A 19860-nucleotide genomic window follows, 5' to 3' on the forward strand; every position below is an offset into this window, starting at 1 on the left:
AGCGTCGCGCCCTCGTTCGAGGGTCCCGCGGTCCCGCCGGGCAGCGCCTCCCCGGCACCGGACGACCAGAGCCCCGTGACCCAATTCGCCCGCACCTCCGAGGTCCTGACCGTCCTCGCCGCCCAGGAAACCGAGCGGCTGACCGTCGGCGACATCGTGGCGGTCCTGCGCGACCGGGCCTTCGCGCTCCTCGTCGTGCTGCTCGGCCTGCCCAATTGCCTGCCGATGCCGCCGCCCATCCCGCTGATCTGCGGCCTGCTCCTCGCCCTCGTGGCGGCGCAGATCGCCGCCGGCATGTCGGCGCCCTGGCTGCCGCGGGCGCTGCTGGGCCGCTCGATCGCCCGGTCCGACCTGCAGCGGGCGGTCTCCCGCGCGGTGCCGCTGCTGCGCCGGCTCGAGCGCTGGTCGCGGCCGCGGCTGCGGGTGTTCGAGAACGACATCGGCATGCGCACCATGGGGGTGCTGATCCTGGCACTCTCCCTGGTGCTGATCGTCGCCGCTCCCCTGGTCGGCCAGATTCCGCTCGGCCTCGCCGTGACCCTGGTCGGCCTCGGCCTCGTCGAGCGCGACGGCATCGTGGTGGCGGCGGGTCTCGGCGTCGGCGTGCTCGGCGTGGCCCTGAATCTCGGCTTCGTCTATGCGGTGTTCACCGCCGTGATGGGGCTTCTGAACCTCGGTGCGGCCGCGGCGGCGTGAGGCGGCCCCTCACGTCCCGATGAGGTCCGGGGCCCGGCCGGGTTGCTCGGCGTTGCGTTGGTCGCGGTCGGGCGCCCTGGCGCGTCCGGCCATGGCCCATGTGGTGCCTCAAGCGGACCGACGCGATGTCCCTCTCGATCAATCTCCCGTTGATCCTCTCGGCGGCCTTCGTCGCCAGCGCCAGCCCCGGCTCGGCGACGCTGGCGATCGCCGACACCGCGATGCAGGCCGGACGCCGCACCGGCCTCGCGCTCGCGCTCGGCGTCGTGACCGGCTCCCTGACCTGGTCGATCGCCGCGGCACTCGGGCTGGCGGCGGTCATGGCATCGAGCGTCTGGATGATCGAGGGAATGCGCCATTGCGGCGGCGCCTATCTGCTGTACCTCGCCTACAGGTCGGCGCGCAGCGCGATCCGCGGGCCGGTGGCTCGGCCGCCCGACGCCGTCGAGGGCTCGGTCTCGCGGGCCTACGCCAAGGGCCTCGCCCTGCACCTGACCAACCCCAAGGCGATCCTGTTCTTCGGCTCGCTCTACACGCTGGGCCTGTCGCCCCGGACCTCGCCGGCGGAACTGGTGCTGGTGATCGCCGCCATCGGCCTGCAGAGCGCCCTGATCTTCACCGGGTATGCCTGGCTGTTCTCGAACGGCCGGATGGCCCGCGGCTACCTGCGCCTGCGACGCTGGTTCGAGGGCGCCTTCGCCCTGCTCTTCGCCGGGGCGGGCCTGCGGGTTCTCACCGCGCGGCTGCCGATCTGAGCGGTCACCGCCCGCGCGAGTCAGGTCAGGCCCGCCAGGGCGGCCGGCGTATCGACGTCGATCAGGACCCCGGCCTCGTCCACCGGCAACTCAAAGACATCGTCGCGTCGCGCCAGTAGCGGGCCGGCGCCGCGGTCACCGTCGAGGGTGGCGATCCCCGGTCCGAGGAGACGGCGGTTGAGCAGTACCGGGTTGCCGCGCCGCCCGTCCCGCACCGGCACCACCGCGGACGGAGCGACGGATGCGGAGCGAAAACCCTCGGCGAGCCGCACCAGCAGGCCGGGCCCGACCCGCGGCATGTCGCCGAGGAGAACCAAAGCCGCCGTGATCTCGCCCGGCAGGGCATCGAGCCCGGCGCGGAGCGAGGTCGACAGGCCCTCAGCGTAGTCCGGATTCTCGACGACCGTGAGCGGCAGGCCGGCGAGGGCCGCGCGAATCTGCTCACCCGCATGGCCGAGCACCGCCACCACCGGGCCGAGACCCGCCGCCACCGCCGCTTCCGCCGCGTGGCGCACCAGGGGCTTGCCGTCCAGCGGGCTCAGGAGCTTCGGGTTCGCGCCGAAGCGGGTGCCGCGGCCAGCGGCGAGCAGCACCGTGCCGACCGGCTCAGGCATCATCAGTGCTCTCCCCGCCGTCCCGCGGCTGGGGCCGCGACACGATCTCCATCAAAAGTCCGCCGACCCCGAACCCGACGATGTCGTCGCGGGTGACCGGCAGGCCGGCGAGCAGGCGCTGGAGCACCCAGTCAAAGCCGTTCTCCTTCGGCGAACGGGCGCAGCCAGGCGCCCCGATCACCGGCGCCTCACCCAATCGGCCGAGCAGCAGCAGATTGCCGGGATCGACCGGCATGCCGAGATGGTCGACGATGCCGCCCGCGGCCTCGATCCCGGCCGGGATCACGTCGCGCCGGTCTGCGATCGCCGAGGCGCCGAACACCACGGCTAGCTCCGCGCCGTCCCGCTCGATCGCCTCGCGCAGAGCCCGGGCGACCGCGCCGGATTCGTGCGGCACCCGGGCCTCGCCGACGATACGGGCGCCTGCCGGGCCCAGGCGGGCGTCGAGGGTGCGAAGGGTCTTGTCGACCACGCTCGGCTTCAGCCCGGGCAGCACGGTCGAGATCGCCGCGACCCGCGTCAGGCGGTAGGGGGCGACCCGGATCGCCGGTGCGGCCACAGCGAGGGCCCGGTCGAGGACCGCACCCGGCACCGCGTAGGGGATGATCTTGACGGTCGCCACCATCTCGCCGGGCACCACCGGCTTGAACGGCACCAGGGTCGCCAGCGTCACCGCCTCGTCGACGCGGTTGACGGCCGCGATCACCGCTTCGTCGAGGACGAGCAGGCCGGCTTGCGACGCGTGGAGATTGGCCCGGCCGGTGAAGGGCGGCTCGACGGCGACGCCCGGCCCGGCGACGGCCGCCGCGAGCCGATCCGCCGCCGCGTCCTCGCCGACATCGCCCGGTTCGAGCGCCACCGCCACCACCTCGCCGATCCCGGCGGCTTCAAGCCGCGCGGCCTCGTCCGGGGTGATCGTCCGGCCCTTCTTCACCACCGCCTCGCCCGCGCGCACCGAATGGGCGGCGATCAGCCCGACGGCTTGTGCGATCGGAACCGGGCCGAACCTCATGCGGGGGCCCGGCGGCGATCCTGGCGCAGGGCCGCGATCACCTGGGCCAGCACCGAGACGGCGATCTCCGCCGGGCTGACCGCCCCGATATCGAGGCCGATCGGCGCGGCGATGCGGGCGATCCGCTCATCCGTGAGACCGGCGGCGGTCAGGCGCTCGACGCGCTTAGCATGCGTCTTTCGCGAGCCCAGCGCCCCGACATAGAAGCACTCGGCCTTCAGCGCCGCGATCAGCGCCGGATCGTCGATCTTCGGGTCGTGGGTCAGGGCCGCGACCGCCGTATAGCGATCGAGCGGCGGCAGCTGCGCCAGGGCGTCGTCCGGCCACAGTGCCAGGAGCGGCACGTCGGGAAACCGCTCCGGCGTCGCGAAGGCGGTGCGCGGATCGATGATGGTGACGTCGAGGTCGGTCGCCTGCGCCATCGGCGCGAGCGCCTGGCTGATATGGACGGCGCCGATCACCACGAGGCGCGGCGGCGGCACCTGCACGGTGAGGAACAGCGAGCGCCCCTCCGCCTCGACGGTCCCGCTCTTGCCCGAGCGGAATCGGGCCGCCAGCTCGGCCGCCAGCGGATCACCTTCGGCTTGAGCCTCGCGTACCAGGCGCTGGGAGCCGTCGGCGGTATCGGTGACCAGGATAACGGCGCGGCGGGCGGCGCGCTCCCGGTTCATCTCCCGCAGGATGTCGAGCTTCACGCGACCGGCTCGACCAGCACGCGGATGCGCCCGCCGCAGGACAGGCCGACCCGCCAGGCGGTCTCGTCGGCGACGCCGAATTCGAGCACCCGGGGCTTGCCGTCCTCGATCACGTCGGCGGCCTCGGCGATGACCGCGCCCTCGACGCAGCCTCCCGAGACCGAGCCGAGGAAGTTGCCTTCCTGGTCGATGATGAGGTGGCTACCGACCGGGCGCGGGGCCGAGCCCCAGGTCTCGATCACGGTGGCGAGCGCCACGCCGCGGCCGGCCTCGCGCCAGGCCTCGGCAGTGGCGAGGATGTCTGTGTCCGTCGACAGCATCGGGCAAAATCTCCGGGACGGTCAGCCCCGCCACAACAGTTAGGTGTCAGCCGGCCTCGCGCAACCATGCCTTCGGCTCGCGGCCGCGCGGCTGGTGCGCGCCGAGCGCGCGGCAGAGGTCCGCCATCGCCGACAGGCTATGGATCGGCCGGAAATCGTCGACATGCGGCAGCATCGCCCGGATGCCGCTGGCCCGGGCGGAAAAGCCCTCGAAGCGCAGCAGCGGGTTGAGCCAGACCAGCCGTCGGCAGGAGCGGCGCAGGCGGTCCATCTCGTGGGTCAGCTCCGGCGTCACCTCGCGCTCCAGCCCGTCGGTGAACAGCAGCACCACCGCGCCGCCGCCGAGCACCCGGCGCGACCAGTGCCGGTTGAACAGGTGCAGCGCCTCGGCGATGCGGGTGCCGCCCTCCCAGTCCTGCGCCCGGGCGCTGGCCCGCGCCAGCGCCTCGTCGGGATCGCGGCGGGTGAGTTCCCGGGTGATGTTGGTGAGCCGCGTCGCGAAGACGAAGCTATGAACCCGCCGCTGCTCGGACAGGGCGTGCAGGAAATGCAGGAACAGACGCGAATACTCCGCCATCGAGCCGGAGATGTCGCAGAGCGCCACGATCGGCGGCGGCCGCTCCCGCGGCGCCCGGAAGGCGAGATCGATGGCCCCGCCCGCCCGCACCGTGCGCTGGAAGCTGCGGCGGGGATCGATGCGCCCGCGCGGGCGCGCCTCGAACCGCCGGGTCCGGGTCGCGTCGTCGGGCAGCCGGAGCGAGCCGATGAGCCGGCGGGCCTGGGCCACCTCCTCGGCGCTCATCTGGGCGAAGTCCTTGGCCTTCAGCACCTCGGCCTGCGACACCGACAGGGTGACGGTGGTGAGATCCTCTTCGGTGACCTTGGGCTTGGGCCGCTCGGATTTCGGCGACAGGGCGTCCTGCACCCGTAACGCCCCGGCAGTCGGGGGCTTGGGCGGCGCCTTGTCGGGGGCCACCGGCGACATCTGGGCGATCATCTTCTCGATGAGGTCGCGCCGACGCCAGAACAGCCGGAAGGCCTCCGCAAACAGCGTCGAGTGCTCGCGCCGGTGCACCAGCACGGCGTGCAGGGTCCAGTAAAAGTCCTCGCGGCTGCCGATCGCCGCGGCCTCGACCGCCTCGACGGCGTCGATCACGTCGCCGGGCCCGACCGGCACGCCGGCCGCGCGCAGGGCCCGGGCGAAATAGGCGATGTTGTCGGCAAGCCGGCCGGAGCCTGCGGGCGCGTCGCTCATCCGGCCGACGATCTCACCGCGTCGAGCAGCGCCTTGGCGCGCCCGCCCTGCATCGCCTGAATGTCGTCCTGGTACTTCAGGAGCACGCCGAGCGTGTCGATGACCAGCGTCGGATCGAGGGCTATGGCGTCGAGTTCGACGAGCGCGGTCGCCCAGTCCAGCGTCTCGGCGACGCCGGGCGCCTTGAACAGGTCCTCCTTGCGGATCGCCTGCACGAAGGCGACCACCTGGCGCGACAGGACCTCGGGCGCGTGCGGCAGGCGGGTGCGCAGAATCTGCAGCTCGCGCTCCGCATCCGGGTAATCGACCCAGTGATAGAGGCAGCGGCGCTTGAGCGCGTCGTGGATCTCGCGGGTGCGGTTCGAGGTCAGGATCACCAGCGGCGGCTCGGGCGCGCGGATCGTGCCGAGTTCGGGGATCGTGACCTGAAAATCCGACAGCACCTCGAGCAGGAACGCCTCGAAGGCCTCGTCGGTGCGGTCGAGTTCGTCGATCAGCAGCACCGGCGCCCCGCCCGCGCCCGGCTCCAGCGCCTGGAGCAGCGGCCGGCGGATCAGGTAGCGCTCGGAAAACAATTCGGATTCCAGCCGCTCGCGGTCGACGGCACCACCGGCCTCGGTGAGGCGAATCGCCATCATCTGGCCGGCATAGTTCCACTCGTAGACGGCCGCCGCGACGTCGAGCCCCTCGTAGCATTGCAGCCGGATCAGCGGCCGGCCGAGGGACTTTGCCAGCACCTTGGCGATCTCGGTCTTGCCGACCCCGGCTTCGCCTTCGAGGAAGAGCGGGCGCTGGAGCTTGAGCGACAGGAACACCACGGTGGAGAGCGCCCGGTCGGCGACGTAGCCGGCCGAGGAGAGCAGCGCCTGGGTGGCGTCGATGGAGGTGGGGAGATTCATCGTGGCGGGGGCTGCTTCTCGCGGGGGCGGTCGCGTCCGCCGATGGTATTCAAGTGGTGGGATATTGGAGCGGAACGCCGCCGATCCAGCCCCTCCCCCCTCTGCGGGCTAGCGGATTCACACTTCTCCTCTGAATGCTAACCCATTGAAGGTAAGCGCGCTTCCCCTCCCCCCGGCGATCCCGGGCTTGCCCGGTATCGCTGCAAGTTGTGGGGAGGGGCTAGGGGTGGGGGTGGTGCAGAAGGCACCGCTGAGCCTTATCTGGCACCACCCCCACCTCCGGCTCCTCCCCACAAGGGGGAGGAGAGGCGCGCTACCTTTGAGGGGAAAGCGCTCAAACCGAGATGTGTGAACACGCTAGCCTCTGCGGGGGGAGGGTGGCCTGCGGAGCAGGCCGGGAGAGGGGACGCCGCTTCCGGAGAAGTCGCGACCGTCATGAAGGGCGCCAAGTCCGGCACCGTCCGCGCTGCCCCTCTCCCGCCCCACTCCGTGGGGCACCCTCCCCCGCAGAGGGGGGAGGATTCTCACGCGCGCGTCGCGCCTTACCGATCCGCCGCCTTCTGCACGGCGCGCCGCGCCATCACGCCGATCAGGTGCGCGCGGTAATCGGCATCCGCGTGAATGTCGCTGTTGAGGCCGCTCGCGGACGGCGACATCCCCTCCAGCGACTTCGCGGCGAAGCGCTTGGCCAAAGCCTCCTCGGCCTCGGTCCAGCGAAACACACCGTTCGAGCCGGCACCGGTCACCGTGACGCGGATGTCGCTCGGACGCTTGGCCACGAACACGCCGACGAGGGCATAACGCGAGGCCGGGTTGCGGAACTTCTCGTAGGCCGCCTTGTGGGGAATCGGGAACGAGACGCCGGTGACGATCTCGCCCTCCTCCAGCGCCGTCTCGAACAGGCCGGTGAAGAATTCTTCTGCCGTGAGCTTGCGCTTGTTGGTGCTGATCGTGGCGCCGAGCGCCAGGCACGCCGCCGGGTAATCCGCCGCCGGATCGTTGTTGGCGACCGAGCCGCCGATCGTGCCGCGGTGGCGCACCGCCGGATCGCCGATCAGCGCCGCCAGCTCGGCGAGAGCCGGGATCGCCTCCTTCACGTCGTTGGACGCCGCCACCGCGCCGTGGGTCGTCATGGCGCCGATCGTGATCGAGCGCGGGCTGCGCTCGATACCGACGAGGTCCGGCACCTTGCCGAGGTCGATCAGCGTGCCGGGGGCGGCCAGCCGCTGCTTCATCGTCGGGATCAGGGTGTGGCCGCCGGCAACGAGCTTGGCATCCTCGCCGGCGAGCAGGCTGACGGCCTCCTTGAGGCTGGTCGGCTGGTGATAGGCGAAAGCGTACATGGGGCTCTCCAGACTTGATCTTATTCCGCGGCTTCCGGGCGCAGGTGGGGGCTGGCTTGCGCTGCCCGCCACACCGCCAGCGGGGTCGCCGGCATCGCGATGTTCTCGTGGCCGAGCGCGTCGGTGAGCGCGTTCATCACCGCGGCAGGCGCCGCGATGGCGCCGGCCTCGCCGCAGCCCTTGATGCCCAGCGGGTTCGACGGGCACGGCGTCACCGTCATGCCGACCTCGAACGACGGCAGGTCGGCCGCCCGCGGCATGCGGTAATCCATGAAGCTCGCGGTGACGAGCTGGCCGTCGGCATCATAGAGCGCGCCCTCGAACAGGGCCTGTCCGACGCCCTGCGCGATACCGCCATGGACCTGGCCCTCGACGATCATCGGATTGATGACGTTGCCGAAATCGTCGACCGCCGTGAACTTCTCGATCGTGACGACGCCGGTATCCGGATCGACCTCGAGCTCGCAGATGTGCATCCCGGCCGGGAAGGTGAAGTTGGTGGGGTCGTAGAACGCCCCCTCCTTCAGCCCCGGCTCGAGCTGCGCGCCGCTGAACTTGTGGGCGACGTAGGCCTGCAACGCCACTTCCCCGAAAGCGAGAGACTTGTCGGTGCCGGCGACCGAGAAGCGGCCGTCCTTGAACTCGATGTCGTCCTCGCCCGCCTCCATCGCGTAGGCCGCGACCTTGCGGCCCTTGGCCACCACCTTGTCGATCGCCTTGGCGATGGCCGACATGCCGACCGCGCCGGAGCGCGAGCCGTAGGTGCCCATGCCGAACTGCACCTTGTCGGTGTCGCCGTGGACGATGGTGACGCTCTCGATCGGCACGCCGAGCCGGTCGGAGACGAGCTGGGCGAAGGTGGTCTCGTGCCCTTGCCCGTGGCTGTGCGAGCCGGTCAGCACCTCGATCGACCCGGTCGGGTTCACCCGCACCTCGGCCGATTCCCACAGGCCCACGCCGGCACCGAGCGACCCGACCGCCTGCGACGGCGCGATGCCGCAGGCCTCGATGTAGGACGAGAAACCGATGCCGCGAAGCTTGCCGTTGCGGGCGCTCTCGCGCCGGCGCCGGGCGAAGCCCTTGTGGTCGGCGATCTCCAGCGCCTTGTCGAGGGAAGCGGAATAGTCGCCGCCGTCGTACATCATGATGACCGGCGTCTGGTGCGGGAAGCTCTTGATGTAGTTCTTGCGCCGGAACTTCGCCGGGTCCTGGTTCAACTCGCGCGCCGCGACCTCGACCAGCCGCTCGATGACGAAGGTCGCCTCCGGTCGCCCGGCGCCGCGATAGGCATCCACCGGCGCGGTGTTGGTGTAGACTCCGTCGACCTCGCAATAGATCGCCGGGATGTTGTATTGGCCGGATAGCAGCGGCGCGTAGAGGTAGGTCGGCACCGACGACGAGAAGGTCGACAGATAGGCGCCGAGATTGGCGATCGTGTGGACCTTGAGGCCTAAGATCTTGCCGCCCTCGTCCATTGCCAGTTCGGCATGGGTGACGTGGTCGCGGCCGTGCGCGTCGCACAGGAACGCCTCGGTGCGGTCGCTGGTCCACTTGACCGGCCGGCCGACCTTCTTCGCCGCCCAGACGCAGATCGTCTCCTCGGCGTAGATGAAGATCTTCGAGCCGAAGCCGCCGCCGACATCCGGCGCCACCACCCGCAGCTTGTTCTCCGGCGCGATGCCGATGAAGGCCGAGAGCACGAGGCGCGCCACGTGCGGGTTCTGGCTCGTGGTGTAGAGGGTGAAGGCTTCCTCGGCCTCGTCGTACTCGCCGACCGCCGCGCGGGGCTCGATCGGGTTCGGCACCAGGCGGTTGTTGACGATGTCGAGCTTGGTGACGTGCGCCGCACGGGCGAAGGCCGCCTCGACGTCGGATTGGTTGCCGAGATGCCAGTTGAAGACGGTGTTGTCGGGGGCAACGTCGTGCACCACCGTGGCGGCGCCCGCGGCCTTCGCGGTCTCGACCACGGCGGGCAGCAGGTCGTAATCGACGGTGATGGCCTCGGCGGCGTCCTTGGCCTGGGCCAGGGTCTCGGCGATCACCACCGCGACGTGGTCGCCGACATAGCGCACCTTGCCCTGGGCCAGCGCCGGATGCGCCCCGGCCTTCATCGGCGTGCCGTCCTTGGAATGGATCATCCAGCCGCAGATCAGGCCGCCGACCTTGTCGGCCGCCAAATCCTCGCCGGTCAGGATGCCGACGACCCCCGGCATCGCGGCGGCGGCCGAGATGTCGATGCCGCGGATTTCGGCATGGGCGTGGGGGGAGCGCAGGAAATACGCGTAGGCCTGGCCCGGACGGTTGTAATCGTCGACGTAGCGGCCCTTGCCGGTGATGAAGCGCTGGTCTTCCTTGCGGCGCACCGAGGCGCCGATACCCGTGGCGGTCATGGCGTGTATCTCCCGGATCTGGCCTCGCGGGCCGGCGCCGCGGGGCCGGCCTCGTTCTTGATGGCGTCTTGTTGTCGGTCCGGATGGCGCGGACGGATTTTTCGTAAAGCGCAGGTTTCAACCCTCCCCCCTCTGCGGGGGAGGGTGGCGAGCGAAGCGAGCCGGGAGAGGGGCAGCGCGACGCTGATCCAGGGGGCGCTCCTCATCGAGGCGCGACCTCTCCGGAAGCGTCGCCCCCTCTCCCGCCCGGCTCCGCCGGGCACCCTCCCCCGCAGAGGGGGGGAGGGTTCAGAAGCGTCGCACTACTCCGCCGCGACCTTCTGCGGCTCGGCCGCCATGTTCCCGGCGCCCGCCGCGATCGCCTTCACGATGTTGTGGTAGCCGGTGCAGCGGCAGATATTGCCTTCCAGCTCGTCGCGGATGGTGTGCTCGTCGAGGGAATTGCCCTTGCGGCGCACCAGATCCACGGCGGTCATGATCATGCCGGGGGTGCAGTAGCCGCATTGGAGGCCGTGATGCTCGCGGAAGGCCGCCTGCATCGGGTGCAGCTCGCCGCCCGACGCCAGGCCCTCGATGGTGGTGACCGATCGGCCATTGCACTGGACCGCCAGCACGGTGCAGGCCTTGATCGCCTCGCCGTCGAGATGGACCACGCAGGCGCCGCACTGGCTGGTATCGCAGCCGACATGGGTACCGGTGAGGCGGAGATTCTCACGCAGGTACTGCACCAGCAGCGTGCGCGGATCGATGTCGGCGGTCACGGCCTTGCCGTTCACCGTCAGGCTGACAGCGCTCATGGGTGACGTCCTCCTCCTGCCCCAAAGGCTTCTTGGCCGAAACCCGCGGGTCCTGTCCGTCGGACCCTGTCGCTCATGGTGGCCGGGCCGGCCTGCCTTTCTGGAATCGCTCGAATTCGAGTGTCAACCGGCCGGAAGCGCCGGTCAAGGCGCGGCGCTCCGACTTTTTGGCGCGCAAACCGGCCGTTTTCGCCCGGTTTCGGGCATTCTGCCGATTCGCCTCGCAGCAAATTGATCGCAGGCGATCGAAAGCGGCGTCAGGCCGCCGAGGTCTCGCCCCCCTCGCCGCCCTGCACCTCCTTGGCGAACGTGTCGAAGAAGTTGTCGGCGTATTTCTTCGCCACGCCGTTGATCAGGCGGCCGCCGAGCTGAGCGATCTTGCCGCCGACGCTGGCCTCGACGTCGTAGGTCATCTTCGTCTGGCCGCCCTCGGCGGGCTCCAGCCGCACCACCGCCCCGCCCTTGGCGAAGCCCGCGACGCCACCCTGGCCCTCGCCGGTGATGCGGTAGCCGTTCGGCGGGTCGATGTCGGTGAGCGTCACCTTGCCCTTGAAGGTCGCCTTCACGGGACCGACCGCGATCTTGGCCGACGCCTGCAGCTCGTTGTCCCCAACCTTCTCCAGGGTCTCGCAGCCCGGGATGCAGCGCTTGAGCACCTCGGGGTCGTTCAGCTTCTCCCACACGGTCTGCTGGTCGGCCGGCAGCAGCACCTCGCCGGTCATCGTCATCGCCATGGCGGCGCTCCCCCCTTGCTCGTGGTCAAACGGGCTTCCCGGGGAGGGTAGCGGAGCCGTAGCGTCGGGGCCAGCGGGGCTTTCGCACACCCGCCCGGCAACTCCGGATTGTCGAGTGGTGCGGTGCTTGCTAAGCCTCGCGCCAAGGGACGGTCGTGACACCCGGATGACGGGGCACGGCCAGGGAGGCCCGGGCGACAAGCCCGCGAATGGAGAACGTGACCGCATGGAGGTCTTCGCGCAGCAGCTCATCAATGGGCTGACGCTGGGGTCGATCTACGGCCTCATCGCCATCGGTTACACGATGGTGTTCGGTATCATCGGCATGATCAACTTCGCCCATGGCGACGTGTTCATGCTCTCGGCCTTCATCGCGCTGATCACCTTCCTGATCGTCACGACCTGGCTCGGCATCTCGTCGATCGCCCTGGCGCTGCTGATCGTCCTGATCTGCGCAATGGTGCTCACCGCCCTGTGGGGCTGGGCGATCGAGCGCGTGGCCTACCGGCCGCTGCGCGGCTCGTTCCGCCTGGCGCCGCTGATCTCGGCGATCGGCGTCGCGATCTTCCTGTCGAACTTCGTCCAGGTGGTGCAGGGCGCCCGCAACAAGCCGACCCCACCGATGATGCGCGAGGTGATCACGCTGTGGACCGGTGATAACGGTTACGCCGTGGCGCTCTCCTACAAGCAGATCATCATCATGCTGACCACGGTCTTCCTTCTCGCCGGGTTCTGGTACCTGGTGCAGAAGACGCCGCTCGGCCGGGCCCAGCGCGCCTGCGAGCAGGACCGCAAGATGGCAGCTTTGCTGGGCATCGACGTCGACCGCACCATCTCGCTGACCTTCGTGCTCGGGGCGGCCCTCGCTGCCGTCGCCGGCACCATGTACCTGCTCTATTACGGCGTCGTGTCCTTCGCGGACGGCTTCACCCCCGGCGTCAAGGCCTTCACGGCGGCGGTGCTCGGCGGCATCGGCAGCCTGCCCGGCGCGGTGCTCGGGGGCTTGCTCATCGGCCTCGTCGAGACCTTCTGGTCTGCGTATTTCTCCATCGAGTACAAGGACGTGGCGGCGTTCTCGATCCTCGCGATCGTGCTCATCTTCATGCCGTCCGGCATCCTCGGCCGGCCCGAGGTCGAGAAGGTCTGATGGCGAACCCGGCCAACACCCTGCCGGCGCCCAACGCCGCCGACCGCGCCGCCACCGACATGGCGGCGATCGTGAAGGACGCGGCTTTGTTCGCGCTCGTCACCTTCGGCCTCTGCTTTCCGATCGTCGCCTTCCGCACCGATCTGAGCCAGACCTCCGCCCTCGACCTGGTGCCGCGCTGGGGCCTCGTCGCGATCCTGTGCGGCATCGTCTTCGTCGGACGCCTCGCGCAAAGGCTGATCCTCGCCAACCGCGACGCCCGCCGGGCGCTGACCCCCTCGCCGGTCCAGGCGACGGAGGCGGTGCACGCCGAGCCGAACGCCTCGCAGAGGCTGTCGACCTACGCCCTGCCGGCCTTCCTCGGCGTGACACTGGCCTTCCCGCTGCTCGCCGTGCTCGGCACCGGGGGCCTCGGCGAATCCCGCTACTGGATCGACCTCGGCATCCTGATCCTCACCTACGTGATGCTGGGCTGGGGCCTCAACATCGTGGTCGGGCTCGCGGGCCTGCTCGATCTCGGCTACGTCGCCTTCTACGCCGTCGGCGCCTATTCCTACGCGCTGCTGTCGACGGTGTTCGGCTTGTCGTTCTGGGTCTGCCTGCCGCTCGCCGGCCTGTTCGCGGGCCTCTGGGGCATGGTGCTGGGCTTCCCCGTCCTGCGGCTTCGCGGCGACTACCTCGCCATCGTGACGCTGGCCTTCGGCGAGATCATCCGTCTCGTCCTCATCAACTGGACCGATTTCTCAGGGGGCGCCGCCGGCATCTCGTCGATCCCCCGCGCCACCTTCTTCGGCGTGCCGTTCACCGCGGACGAGGACGGGTTCGCGGCGAAGTTCGGGCTCGATTTCAGCCCGATGCACCGGGTGATCTTCCTCTACTACCTGATCCTGGCACTCGCCCTCATCACCAACGGCGTGACCCTGCGGCTTCGCCGCCTGCCGATCGGCCGGGCCTGGGAGGCCCTGCGCGAGGACGAGATCGCCTGCCGGTCGCTCGGCATCAACACCACCAACACCAAGCTCACGGCCTTCGCGCTCGGCGCGATGTTCGGCGGCTTCGCCGGCTCGTTCTTCGCGGTGCGCCAGGGCTTCGTCAGCCCCGAGAGCTTCAACTTCCTCGAGAGCGCGATCATCCTGGCGATCGTGGTGCTCGGCGGCATGGGCTCGCAGATCGGCGTCGCCGTCGCCGCAGTGGCGATGGTCGGCGGGCCGGAGATGCTGCGCAACCTCGGCTTCCTCAAGGCGGTGTTCGGCGAAGGCTTCGATCCGAACGAGTACCGCCTGCTGCTGTTCGGCCTCGCCATGGTGATCATGATGATCTGGCGCCCCCGCGGCCTGATCTCGGAACGCGCGCCCTCGATCGTGCTCAAGGAGCGCAAGCGCATCTCGGGCTCCCTCGTGAAGGAGGGCCACGGCTGATGTCGACCTCGATGTCCTCCGCTTCTCTCGCTTCCCCCCGCATGGCCGATCCGGTCCTGACGGTGGACCACGTCACCATGCGCTTCGGCGGCCTCGTCGCCGTCAACGACCTGTCGTTCAAGGTCGGCCGCGGCGACATCACGGCGCTGATCGGCCCGAACGGCGCCGGCAAGACCACGGTCTTCAACTGCATCACCGGCTTCTACAAGCCGACGGAAGGCATGATGACCCTGCGCCACCGCGACGGCGCGGAGTTCCTGCTGGAGCGGCTGCCGGGCTACGCGGTGAACCGGAACGCGCGGGTCGCCCGCACCTTCCAGAACATCCGCCTGTTCACCGGCATGACGGTGCTGGAGAACCTGCTGGTCGCGCAGCACAATCCCCTGATGCTGGCCTCCGGCTACACCATCGCGGGGCTGCTCGGCCTGCCGGCCTATCGCCGGGCCGAGAAGGCGGCGTTGGATCGGGCCAAGGCGTGGCTGGAGCGCATCCAGCTGATCGACCGGGCCGACGATCCGGCGGGCGCCCTGCCCTACGGCGACCAGCGTCGGCTCGAGATCGCCCGCGCGATGTGCACCGACCCGGTCCTGCTCTGCCTCGACGAGCCGGCCGCCGGCCTCAACCCACGCGAATCGCTGCTGCTCAACGATCTCCTGCGGGCGATCCGCGACGATTACGACACCTCGGTGCTCCTCATCGAGCACGACATGTCGGTGGTGATGGAGATCTCCGACCACGTCGTGGTGCTCGATTACGGCACCAAGATCGCCGACGGCACGCCCTCGGAGATCCAGAGCGACCAGAGCGTCATCGCCGCCTATCTCGGCGTCGAGGACGACGAGGTGGAGCAGGTCGAGGCGGAGGTGGGGGTATGACGTTCACAACCTGGGCCGCCTTCGCGGCCTCCTCGGCGATCCTGCTGGTCATTCCGGGCCCGACGATTCTCCTCGTCGTGTCCTACGCCATCGGCAGCGGCCTGCGGGCCGCCCTGCCGGCGGCGATCGGCGTCGCCCTCGGCGATCTGACCGCCATGACGCTGTCGCTGCTGGGCCTCGGCGCGTTGCTCGCGGCCTCGGCCACCCTGTTCACGGTGCTGAAATGGTGCGGTGCCGCCTACCTGGTCTGGCTCGGCATCAAGTTGTGGCGGGCCGGCAGCCAGTTCCAGGCCGCGCCGCGCTCCGGCGCGCCGGCCCTGCGGATGGTGGCGCATTCCTGGCTCGTCACCACGCTCAACCCGAAGAGCCTGACCTTCTTCGTGGCGTTCCTGCCGCAATTCCTCGATCCGCAAGGGGATCTCTTGACCCAGATGGTGGTGTTCGAGGTGACCTTCGTCGCCCTCGCCTTCCTCAACGCCCTCGCCGCCTCCCAGGCCCGCGGGTTCTTCGCCAAGCCGTCCCGGGTGCGGCTGATGAACCGCGTCGGCGGCAGCCTCCTCATCGGCGCCGGATTCGCCGCCGCCCGGAGCACCCCGTGAGCGTCGCCGGCATCAACGTCCTGGTGGACGAGACCCGCGCCCGGCAAGCCGGGTCCCGGTCCCCCCTCCTCACCGTGCGCGGGGTGAAGACCTATTACGGCAACATCATCGCGCTCAAGGGCGTCGATCTCGACGTCAACGAGGGCGAGATCGTCACGCTGATCGGCGCCAACGGCGCCGGCAAGTCGACCCTGATGATGACGATCTTCGGCTCCCCCCGGGCGCGCGAGGGCACCATCACCTATGCGGGCCGGGACATCACCAAGATGCCCACCCACGAGATCGCCCGGCTCAACCTGGCGCAATCGCCGGAGGGGCGGCGGATCTTTCCGCGCATGACCGTCTACGAGAACCTGCAGATGGGAGCCGCCGTCAATGGCGGCGCCCATTTCGAGCAGGACCTGGAGCGGGTCTGTGCGATATTCCCGCGCCTGAAGGAACGGCTCTACCAGCGCGGCGGCACGATGTCGGGCGGCGAGCAGCAGATGCTGGCGATCGCCCGCGCCCTGATGAGCCGGCCGCGGCTGCTGCTGCTCGACGAGCCGTCGCTCGGCCTGGCGCCGCTCATCGTCAAGCAGATCTTCTCCGCCATCAAGGAGCTGAACGAGCGCGACGGCATGACGGTCTTCCTCGTCGAGCAGAACGCCTACCACGCCCTCAAGCTGGCGCATCGCGGCTACGTCATGGTGACGGGCACGATCACGATGTCGGGCACCGGCAAGCAACTCCTCGACGACCCGTCGGTGAAGGCCGCCTATCTCGAAGGGGGACGGCACTGATGCAGGGATTCCTCCACGAGGAGAGCACGATCTGGCTCTTCCTGCTCGTCACCGTGGTGATGGGCGGCTGGATGGCCTGGATGATCGGCCGCGGCATCGCGCTCGGCTGGAAGCCGTACTGGCAGGCGGTGGTCTCGCTGCTGCTGCTCGGCTTTGCCGTGCGCTTCATCCACTACGCCTTGTTCGGGGGCACGCTCCTGTCGCCGTACTACTACGTCGTCGACACGATCGTGCTACTGATCATCGGTTCGGCCGGCTACCGTGCCACCCGCGCCCGGCAGATGACGACGCAGTATCGCTGGCTCTACGAGCGCAGCGGCCCGCTCTCCTGGCGGGCGAAGGCTTAAGCCCCACGCCCCCTGTTCCTGCGCCCCGCGACGGGTGCAGGATGCGGGCGATCCGGAGCGTTCATCGCCCCGGCAACCGATCCGGGGTCCCCACGCCCCGGTTTCCCGGCCGAAAGGGCCTGCGAGCCCGCCGTGACCGTCGATCCAGAGGAGTATTGAGATGAAGCGCACGCTACTGGCCGGCTTCGCCCTCGCGGCCACCGTCGCCTGGGCCGGATCGGCGCAGGCCCAGATCAAGCTCGGCGTGGCCGGCCCGATCACCGGCCCCAACGCCGCCTTCGGCGCCCAGCTCAAGAACGGCGCCGAGCAGGCCGTCGAGGACATCAACAAGGCCGGCGGCATCAACGGCCAGAAGATCGTCCTGGTCGTCGGTGACGATGCGTCGGATCCGAAGCAGGGCGTCTCGGTCGCCAACAAGTTCGCCGCCGAGGGCGTGAAGGCCGTGGTCGGGCACTTCAACTCCGGCGTCTCGATCCCGGCCTCCGACGTCTACGCCGAATCCGGCATCGTCGAGATCACCCCGGCCTCGACCAACCCGAAATTCACCGACCGCAAGCTGTGGAACACCTTCCGCACCTGCGGCCGCGACGACCAGCAGGGCGCGGTCGCCGGCGCCTACCTGGCGGACAAGTTCAAGGGTAAGAACATCGCCTTCGTCAACGACAAGACGCCCTATGGCCGTGGGCTGGCCGACGAGACCCTGAAGGCCCTGAAGGCCAAGGGCGGCAAGGACGTATTGTTCGAGAGCATCAACCCGGGCGAGAAGGACTATTCGGCCCTCGTCTCGAAGCTGAAGCAGGCCAAGGCCGACGTGGTCTATTACGGCGGCCTGCACACCGAGGCCGGCCTGATCGTGCGCCAGATGCGCGACCAGGGCCTCAACGCCCCGCTGATGAGCGGCGACGGCATCACCGACAAGGAATACGCCCAGATCGCCGGCCCCGGCGCCGACGGCACGCTGATGACCTTCGCGCCGGATGCCCGCAAGAACCCCAACGCCAAGGACGTGGTCGCGGCCTTCAAGGCCAAGAACATCGACCCGGAAGCCTACACCCTCTACTCCTACGCCGCCGTCCAGATCCTGAAGGACGCCATGACGGCCACGAAGTCGGCCGACGGCAAGAAGGTCGCGGCCTACATGCATGAGGGAAAGCCGTTCAAGACCGTGATCGGCGACATCGCCTACGACAAGAAGGGTGACATCACCCGTCCCGACTACGTGATGTACATGTGGAAGAAGGGCAGCGACGGCCGGATCGACTATACCGGTAACGAGCTGACCCAATAATAAGTTAAAGCTCCATCAGGCCGGCTCGGCGCCTCGTGCGCCGAGCCTTTTTTATGGTCAGGCTTCGGCTGATTTTCGTGTCTGGCGAGGATCGGCCGATCTCGAGCCCTCCGCGTCATTCCGGGCTCCGCTGCGCGGCCCCGGAATGATACCAACGGTCGTTGGAAACGACCTTTGGTTCCGTTCTCGAATTTTCGCCAAGCCTCTGGCTTGAAATCGAAAATTCGAGTTGGATCAATGGCCCGATGCGTCAGCATCCTGGGCCATTGGTATGACGCGGAGATTTGTCGGCGTTTATGCCAGATCGATTTCCCGTGTGATGTGATTTGCGCGGAGCGTGAACCATGCACGGGGCAGCGGAGGCCTGCCCATGCGCGGCGCTTGTCCAGCCCCCGCTCCCGTGCTCCGCTGCCGCGACCGTGCAGGAACCCCCGATGCCTCCGTCCGATCTCGTCATGATGCGTGCCACCGATCTCGCGCGGGCGATCCGCGACCGGGCCGTCTCGGCCCGCGAGGTGATGCAGGCCCATCTCGACCAGATCGCCCGCCACAACCCGTCGGTGACCGCGATCGTCTCCCAGCGTGATCCGGATATCCTGCTCGCCGAGGCCGAGGCCGCCGACCGGGAACTGGCGGCGAACGGCCCGCGCGGGCCGCTGCACGGGCTGCCGCACGCGGTGAAGGACCTCTCGGCGACGGCCGGGATCCGCACCACGCAAGGATCCCCGCTCTTCCGCGACACCGTGCCGGAGACCGATGCGATCCACGTCGCGCGGCTGAAAAGCGCCGGTGCGATCCTGATCGGCAAGACCAACGTGCCGGAATTCGGCCTCGGCTCGCACAGCACCAACCCGGTCTTCGGCACGACCCGCAATGCCTACGACCCGGCGAAGGCCGGCGGCGGCTCGAGCGGCGGGGCCGGGGTGGCGCTGGCGCTCCGCATGGTCCCGCTCGCCGATGGCAGCGACCATGGCGGCTCGCTGCGCAACCCCGCCGCCTGGAACAACGTGCTGGGCCTGCGCCCCGCCGCCGGCCGGATTCCGAACAGCACCGACGAGGTCTTCCTGCCCCAGCTCGGAGTCCTCGGGCCGATGGCGCGCTGCACCGCCGATCTCGGCCTGCTGCTCTCGGTCCAGGCCGGTGACGATCCGCGCACGCCGAACGCGATCCGCCAGAACCCCGCCGGCTTCGCCACCATCCGGCCGCGTGAGCTGAAGGGCCTGCGCATCGGCTGGATCGGCGATTACGGCGGGCACCTGGCCTTCGAGCCCGGCGTGCTCGACCTCTGCGAGACCGGCCTGAAAGTCTTCTCCGACCACGGTGCCGTAGTCGAGCCGGTCCTGCCGCCCTTCGATCCGGAGGCGATCTGGCGCGCCTGGGTGACCTTGCGCCAGGGGATCATCGGTGCCGGCCTCGCGGCGCATTGGCGCGATCCGGGGAAGCGAGCGCAGATGAAGCCGGAAGCGGTCTGGGAGGTCGAGCAGGGTGAGAGGCTCACGGCCTTCGACCTGCACGCTGCTAGCGTCACCCGCACCGCCTGGTACCAGTGCGTGCGCGGCCTGTTCGAGCGCTTCGACGTGCTGGCCCTGCCCGCCGCGCAGGTCTTTCCGTTCGATGCCGGGGAGACCTGGCCGCGCCGCATCAACGGGCGCGAGATGGACACCTATCACCGCTGGATGGAGGTGGTGGTGCCGGGCACGATGTCCGGATGCCCGGTGATCAGCCTGCCGGTCGGCCTCAACCCGGCCGGGCTGCCGATGGGGCTCCAGCTCATCGCCCCGAACCAGGACGAGGCGGGGCTGCTGGCCATCGCGGCGGCCTACGAGGCCGTGACCGGCTTCGACCGGACCCTGCCGCCGGCCTTGCGCGGCTGAAAAACGCGGGTCGGCGAACGGGA

20 protein-coding genes are annotated in these 19860 nt (G+C 69.5%); 10 read left to right on the plus strand and 10 right to left on the minus strand.

The features are described 5' to 3' along the window. Positions 1–75: 75 nt before the first annotated feature. Positions 76–696: an exopolysaccharide biosynthesis protein gene (locus HBB12_RS09480; protein ID WP_236989116.1), complete on the plus strand. Its 621-nt coding sequence runs from the start codon at positions 76–78 to the stop codon at positions 694–696. Between the two features lie 125 nt (positions 697–821). Beyond that, positions 822–1451 (plus strand): LysE family translocator, encoded by a 630-nt coding sequence (locus tag HBB12_RS09485; protein WP_236989117.1) that lies wholly within the window; start codon positions 822–824, stop codon positions 1449–1451. Positions 1452–1471: 20 nt separating this feature from the next. Here HBB12_RS09485 and HBB12_RS09490 read toward each other — a convergent pair whose 3' ends face one another. From HBB12_RS09490 to HBB12_RS09535, 10 genes are all read right to left on the minus strand, one after another. Then, a complete protein-coding gene (locus tag HBB12_RS09490) occupies positions 1472–2065 on the minus strand; it encodes a nucleotidyltransferase family protein (RefSeq protein WP_236992720.1) in 594 nt (197 codons plus the stop codon). Further along, positions 2058–3077 (minus strand): molybdopterin-binding protein, encoded by a 1020-nt coding sequence (locus HBB12_RS09495; protein WP_236989118.1) that lies wholly within the window; start codon positions 3075–3077, stop codon positions 2058–2060. Before HBB12_RS09495 ends, HBB12_RS09490 begins: the two co-directional genes overlap by 8 nt. Next, on the minus strand, positions 3074–3772 hold the full coding sequence (locus tag HBB12_RS09500; RefSeq protein ID WP_236989119.1) for an XdhC family protein: 699 nt from the start codon (positions 3770–3772) through the stop codon (positions 3074–3076). The genes HBB12_RS09495 and HBB12_RS09500 overlap by 4 nt, the downstream gene beginning before the upstream one ends. After that, positions 3769–4092, minus strand: a complete 324-nt coding sequence (locus HBB12_RS09505; protein ID WP_048452524.1) for an XdhC family protein — start codon at positions 4090–4092, stop codon at positions 3769–3771. The genes HBB12_RS09500 and HBB12_RS09505 overlap by 4 nt, the downstream gene beginning before the upstream one ends. Positions 4093–4138: 46 nt before the next feature. Continuing rightward, positions 4139–5347, minus strand: a complete 1209-nt coding sequence (locus HBB12_RS09510; RefSeq protein WP_236989120.1) for a vWA domain-containing protein — start codon at positions 5345–5347, stop codon at positions 4139–4141. Then, positions 5344–6246, minus strand: a complete 903-nt coding sequence (locus tag HBB12_RS09515; protein ID WP_236989121.1) for an AAA family ATPase — start codon at positions 6244–6246, stop codon at positions 5344–5346. Before HBB12_RS09515 ends, HBB12_RS09510 begins: the two co-directional genes overlap by 4 nt. 542 nt (positions 6247–6788) lie before the next feature. Beyond that, positions 6789–7589: an FAD binding domain-containing protein gene (locus HBB12_RS09520; RefSeq protein ID WP_236989122.1), complete on the minus strand. Its 801-nt coding sequence runs from the start codon at positions 7587–7589 to the stop codon at positions 6789–6791. A gap of 20 nt (positions 7590–7609) precedes the next feature. After that, the gene (locus HBB12_RS09525; protein WP_236989123.1) at positions 7610–9979 is read right to left on the minus strand and encodes a xanthine dehydrogenase family protein molybdopterin-binding subunit; all 2370 of its coding nucleotides are present in this window, start codon (positions 9977–9979) and stop codon (positions 7610–7612) included. A 302-nt stretch (positions 9980–10281) separates the two neighbouring features. Continuing rightward, positions 10282–10776: a (2Fe-2S)-binding protein gene (locus HBB12_RS09530; protein ID WP_236989124.1), complete on the minus strand. Its 495-nt coding sequence runs from the start codon at positions 10774–10776 to the stop codon at positions 10282–10284. Between the two features lie 257 nt (positions 10777–11033). Next, a complete protein-coding gene (locus HBB12_RS09535) occupies positions 11034–11510 on the minus strand; it encodes an SRPBCC family protein (protein ID WP_236989125.1) in 477 nt (158 codons plus the stop codon). A 226-nt stretch (positions 11511–11736) separates the two neighbouring features. Here HBB12_RS09535 and HBB12_RS09540 point away from each other — a divergent pair, with 226 nt between their 5' ends. The 8 genes from HBB12_RS09540 (at position 11737) to HBB12_RS09575 (ending at position 19837) form a co-directional block, all read left to right on the plus strand. Further along, entirely contained in the window at positions 11737–12657 is a 921-nt protein-coding gene (locus HBB12_RS09540) for a branched-chain amino acid ABC transporter permease (protein WP_236989126.1), read from the plus strand. Next, a complete protein-coding gene (locus HBB12_RS09545) occupies positions 12657–14075 on the plus strand; it encodes a high-affinity branched-chain amino acid ABC transporter permease LivM (RefSeq protein ID WP_236989127.1) in 1419 nt (472 codons plus the stop codon). The genes HBB12_RS09540 and HBB12_RS09545 overlap by 1 nt, the downstream gene beginning before the upstream one ends. Continuing rightward, on the plus strand, positions 14075–14950 hold the full coding sequence (locus tag HBB12_RS09550) for an ABC transporter ATP-binding protein (RefSeq protein ID WP_272913256.1): 876 nt from the start codon (positions 14075–14077) through the stop codon (positions 14948–14950). The genes HBB12_RS09545 and HBB12_RS09550 overlap by 1 nt, the downstream gene beginning before the upstream one ends. Continuing rightward, positions 14947–15549, plus strand: a complete 603-nt coding sequence (locus tag HBB12_RS09555; protein ID WP_236989128.1) for a LysE family translocator — start codon at positions 14947–14949, stop codon at positions 15547–15549. The genes HBB12_RS09550 and HBB12_RS09555 overlap by 4 nt, the downstream gene beginning before the upstream one ends. Then, the gene (locus tag HBB12_RS09560) at positions 15546–16328 is read left to right on the plus strand and encodes an ABC transporter ATP-binding protein (protein WP_236989129.1); all 783 of its coding nucleotides are present in this window, start codon (positions 15546–15548) and stop codon (positions 16326–16328) included. Before HBB12_RS09555 ends, HBB12_RS09560 begins: the two co-directional genes overlap by 4 nt. Then, complete coding sequence (locus HBB12_RS09565) at positions 16328–16675, plus strand: DUF6867 family protein (protein ID WP_236989130.1); 348 nt, start codon at positions 16328–16330, stop codon at positions 16673–16675. Before HBB12_RS09560 ends, HBB12_RS09565 begins: the two co-directional genes overlap by 1 nt. Before the next feature lie 160 nt (positions 16676–16835). Further along, positions 16836–17963, plus strand: a complete 1128-nt coding sequence (locus tag HBB12_RS09570) for a branched-chain amino acid ABC transporter substrate-binding protein (RefSeq protein ID WP_236989131.1) — start codon at positions 16836–16838, stop codon at positions 17961–17963. Between the two features lie 434 nt (positions 17964–18397). After that, a complete protein-coding gene (locus tag HBB12_RS09575; protein ID WP_236989132.1) occupies positions 18398–19837 on the plus strand; it encodes an amidase in 1440 nt (479 codons plus the stop codon). The last annotated feature ends 23 nt before the right edge of the window (positions 19838–19860 follow it).

The sequence above is a fragment of the Methylobacterium sp. SyP6R genome (assembly GCF_019216885.1).
GTDB lineage: Bacteria > Pseudomonadota > Alphaproteobacteria > Rhizobiales > Beijerinckiaceae > Methylobacterium.

Coding starts and splice junctions, on each gene's coding strand:
- HBB12_RS09485 (WP_236989117.1), top strand. CDS start 822: ATGTCCCTCTCGATCAATCTCCCGTTGATCCTCTCGGCGGCCTTCGTC.
- HBB12_RS09490 (WP_236992720.1), bottom strand. CDS start 2,065: ATGCCTGAGCCGGTCGGCACGGTGCTGCTCGCCGCTGGCCGCGGCACC.
- HBB12_RS09495 (WP_236989118.1), bottom strand. CDS start 3,077: ATGAGGTTCGGCCCGGTTCCGATCGCACAAGCCGTCGGGCTGATCGCC.
- HBB12_RS09505 (WP_048452524.1), bottom strand. CDS start 4,092: ATGCTGTCGACGGACACAGACATCCTCGCCACTGCCGAGGCCTGGCGC.
- HBB12_RS09510 (WP_236989120.1), bottom strand. CDS start 5,347: ATGAGCGACGCGCCCGCAGGCTCCGGCCGGCTTGCCGACAACATCGCC.
- HBB12_RS09515 (WP_236989121.1), bottom strand. CDS start 6,246: ATGAATCTCCCCACCTCCATCGACGCCACCCAGGCGCTGCTCTCCTCG.
- HBB12_RS09520 (WP_236989122.1), bottom strand. CDS start 7,589: ATGTACGCTTTCGCCTATCACCAGCCGACCAGCCTCAAGGAGGCCGTC.
- HBB12_RS09525 (WP_236989123.1), bottom strand. CDS start 9,979: ATGACCGCCACGGGTATCGGCGCCTCGGTGCGCCGCAAGGAAGACCAG.
- HBB12_RS09530 (WP_236989124.1), bottom strand. CDS start 10,776: ATGAGCGCTGTCAGCCTGACGGTGAACGGCAAGGCCGTGACCGCCGAC.
- HBB12_RS09535 (WP_236989125.1), bottom strand. CDS start 11,510: ATGGCGATGACGATGACCGGCGAGGTGCTGCTGCCGGCCGACCAGCAG.
- HBB12_RS09540 (WP_236989126.1), top strand. CDS start 11,737: ATGGAGGTCTTCGCGCAGCAGCTCATCAATGGGCTGACGCTGGGGTCG.
- HBB12_RS09545 (WP_236989127.1), top strand. CDS start 12,657: ATGGCGAACCCGGCCAACACCCTGCCGGCGCCCAACGCCGCCGACCGC.
- HBB12_RS09550 (WP_272913256.1), top strand. CDS start 14,075: ATGTCGACCTCGATGTCCTCCGCTTCTCTCGCTTCCCCCCGCATGGCC.
- HBB12_RS09555 (WP_236989128.1), top strand. CDS start 14,947: ATGACGTTCACAACCTGGGCCGCCTTCGCGGCCTCCTCGGCGATCCTG.
- HBB12_RS09565 (WP_236989130.1), top strand. CDS start 16,328: ATGCAGGGATTCCTCCACGAGGAGAGCACGATCTGGCTCTTCCTGCTC.
- HBB12_RS09570 (WP_236989131.1), top strand. CDS start 16,836: ATGAAGCGCACGCTACTGGCCGGCTTCGCCCTCGCGGCCACCGTCGCC.
- HBB12_RS09575 (WP_236989132.1), top strand. CDS start 18,398: ATGCCTCCGTCCGATCTCGTCATGATGCGTGCCACCGATCTCGCGCGG.